Raw genomic sequence first — 2,704 nt, 5'->3', positions numbered from 1 at the left:
TGTCAACACCGGTTGAATTTTCCCCACTTTGGCCGGAGCAAATTTCCCCACCTTATGTGGCCGGGTGATCAGCCCAGGTTAGATTCACGCACCTCCTTTGGCGGGCGACCAGGCCTTCTCTTGACGGGCTGAGCGCCCGCAGGATCGAGCAACGATCCTCGGGTGCGCATGTTCTCCGGTATCAATGCTGCATGCTCGCGCAGCCGGTAGGAGTTGCCCTCAATGGGGATGACTACGGCGTGGTGCAGCAGCCGGTCGAGCAGGGCTGTGGCTACCACCGCGTCACCAAAGATCTCTGCCCACTCACCGAAGCCTCGATTGCTGGTCATGACCATGGCGCTGCGCTCATAGCAGGCGTTAACCAGTTGGAAGAACAGGTTGCCGCCGCCCGAGCCCAGCGGCAGGTAGCCGACCTCATCGACGATGATCAGGCTGTAGCGGCTGAGGAATTTCACGCGTTCGCGCAGCTTGCCCTCACGCTCGGCCTTACGCATGGAATCCACCAACTCGGCCAGAGTGGCAAAGAACACACTTTTGCCGGCCTTGACCGCTTCAAAGCCCAGCGCGATGGCCAGGTGGCTTTTGCCCGTGCCCGGCGGGCCCAGGAAGTGCACGCACTGCTTGCGCTCGATGAAGCCCAGTTCGGCCAGGGCCAGCACCCGGTTGCGGTCCAGACTAGGTTGGAAGCTAAAGTCATAGCCGGACAAACTTTTGACGGTGGTCAGTCGCGCCGTCTGCAGCGCCATCTTGATGCGCCGGCTCTCGCGCGTGGTGTATTCCTCGCCCAGCAAGGACTCGATGGCTTCGAGGGCCGAGAGCTGGCCCTGCTCGATGCGCGAGAGCGTGGTCTGCAGCGCCTCCAGCGCCCTGGGCATCTTCAAGCCTACCAAGTGGCGCCGGATCAGGTCGGTGGTCGAGCCGTTCATGACAGGCCTCCGAGCTGGCGGGCAATCTGCTCATAGACGCCCAGTGAGCGTGTGGCCACCGCATGGCCAGGTAACAGCCGCGTGCTCGCCCGCTCGTGGTGCATGCCCGAACGCCTCGGGCTGTGGCGGTGGCCCGAGAGCACCGAGCGCTGCCGTCGGCCAGGCAACAAGGCATGCACGGCAATGAGCCGCCCGTCTTCGTGGATGCGCACCTGGTCGGCGGTCGTCTCCACCTCCAGTGCCCGGCGGCGGGTACCGTCGGGCACGCTGTAGTAATTGCCACCCACACTGACGCAGCCCTCGGTGCTCACGCGTCGCTCCACACGCAGCACGGCATCGAAGCGCCCGGCCGGCATCTTTTGTAAGGTGGGCTGCTCCTCAAGGAAATGCTCAGCCACGATCCGTGCGGTCGTGGCGTGCTGGCGTGCATTGGCCACGGTATCGAGCCAGTGGCGCAGTTGCCGGTTCATGTCCTGCAAGTCAGTGAACTGTCGGGCCATGAAGAAGTCCGCCCGGATATAGCGAAACGGGCGCTCGACCTTGCCCTTGGTTTTGGCTCGATAGGGCTTGCAGGCCCGGGGCACAAAGCCGTAGTGCGACCCACAGGCCAACAGCTTGGGGTTGTAGACGATTGCCTTGTCCTGCTCCGGCTCGCCCAGTACAGCCGTCTTCATGCGGTCGTAGAGGATCTCCCGTGGTACACCGCCAAAGTGCTCGAACGCATCCATGTGGCAGCGCAGCAACGTGGGCAGGTCCTGGTGCATCACAAACTGCGCCCACAGATAGCGGCTGTGGCCCAGCACCATGGCAAACAGCCAAACCTTGCGCTCATGCGTATCACCGGCGAACCGTACCTTGAACTCGGCAAAGTCCACCTGCGCCTGCTGCCCAGCCGGGGTTTCAAAGCGCACCTCAAAGCCAGCCACCGGCGCCGGCCGGATCTGGCGAAGGTGGTCGTTGAGAATCGTCTTGCTACCGCTGTAGCCCTGCTCACGGATCTCGCGCAGCAAACGCGCCCCCGTCAGCTCCGGCCACGCCAGCAGCCGCTCTCGCAAATAATCCAGGTACGGCGTCAATAGCAACGACTTGGCCGCTCGGGGCTTGTACCTGGGCACCGCTAGGCCCTGCTCGATGTATTTGCGAACCGTCTTGCGGTCATGCCCGGTGCGCTCGGCAATCACGGAGATCGGCAGCCCCTGCCGGTGTAACTCCAAAATCATCATCAGTCCCTTCAGATTGACCACCTGACCCCCCACGTCACACATTGATGACGCATATGGTCTGTCAGGCGCGCGAACAGCCAGCAGGCCTCGGCCTGCTGGCTGTTCAACCTTCAAACTGGGGAAATTTCAACCGGCCAATTCGGGGAGTATTCATCCGGCAGTGACACTGCGCAAACAGCGCTTTGCCAGCGTGCAAGAAGTCAACGAGGCCATCGCCCCCTTGCTGACGTACCTGAACGAGCGCGCCTTTCAAAAGATGCCCGGCTGCAGGGCCAGCGTGTTTGCTCAGATAGATGCCCCGGCCTTGATGGCGCTGCCCGCCCAGCCCTGGGAGTGGGCCGTCTTCAAGACCGTGCGGGTGCATATAGACAGCCACGTCGAGTTCGAGGGCCACCGCTACAGCGTCCCCCACGCCTTGGTCGGGCAGGTGCTGGAGTTGCGCGTGACAGCCAAGGCGATGGAGATGCTGCACCGGGGCCAGCGGGTGGCCAGCCACATGCGCTGTGTCCACAAGGGGGGATTTACCACCACGCCAGAGCACTTGCCTGAGCGCCA

At 63.0% G+C, this 2,704-nt stretch carries 2 protein-coding genes and 1 pseudogene; 1 reads left to right on the top strand and 2 read right to left on the bottom strand.

The annotated features are described in order from the left end of the window. Window positions 1-68 precede the first annotated feature (68 nt). Both istB and istA read right to left on the bottom strand, forming a co-directional pair. On the bottom strand, window positions 69-926 hold the full coding sequence (istB, locus tag ABWQ00_RS15835; RefSeq protein WP_353239619.1) for an IS21-like element helper ATPase IstB: 858 nt from the start codon (window positions 924-926) through the stop codon (window positions 69-71). After that, window positions 923-2,170: an IS21 family transposase gene (gene istA / locus ABWQ00_RS15830; RefSeq protein WP_353239618.1), complete on the bottom strand. Its 1,248-nt coding sequence runs from the start codon at window positions 2,168-2,170 to the stop codon at window positions 923-925. Before istA ends, istB begins: the two co-directional genes overlap by 4 nt. Before the next feature lie 142 nt (window positions 2,171-2,312). On the opposite strand from istA, the pseudogene ABWQ00_RS15825 reads away from it, so the two are divergent. Next, window positions 2,313-2,704 (top strand): annotated as a pseudogene (locus ABWQ00_RS15825) (Mu transposase domain-containing protein); the annotation flags it as partial.

It is taken from the genome of Limnohabitans sp., assembly GCF_040400975.1.
Classification (GTDB): Bacteria; Pseudomonadota; Gammaproteobacteria; order Burkholderiales; family Burkholderiaceae_C; genus Limnohabitans_A.
The sequence above is the reverse complement of the archived record's forward strand: the minus strand, read 5'-3'. Positions and strand labels throughout refer to the sequence as shown.

What these genes read in the sequence shown, in the direction of transcription:
- istB (WP_353239619.1), bottom strand. Translation starts at nt 926, where the DNA reads ATGAACGGCTCGACCACCGACCTGATCCGGCGCCACTTGGTAGGCTTG.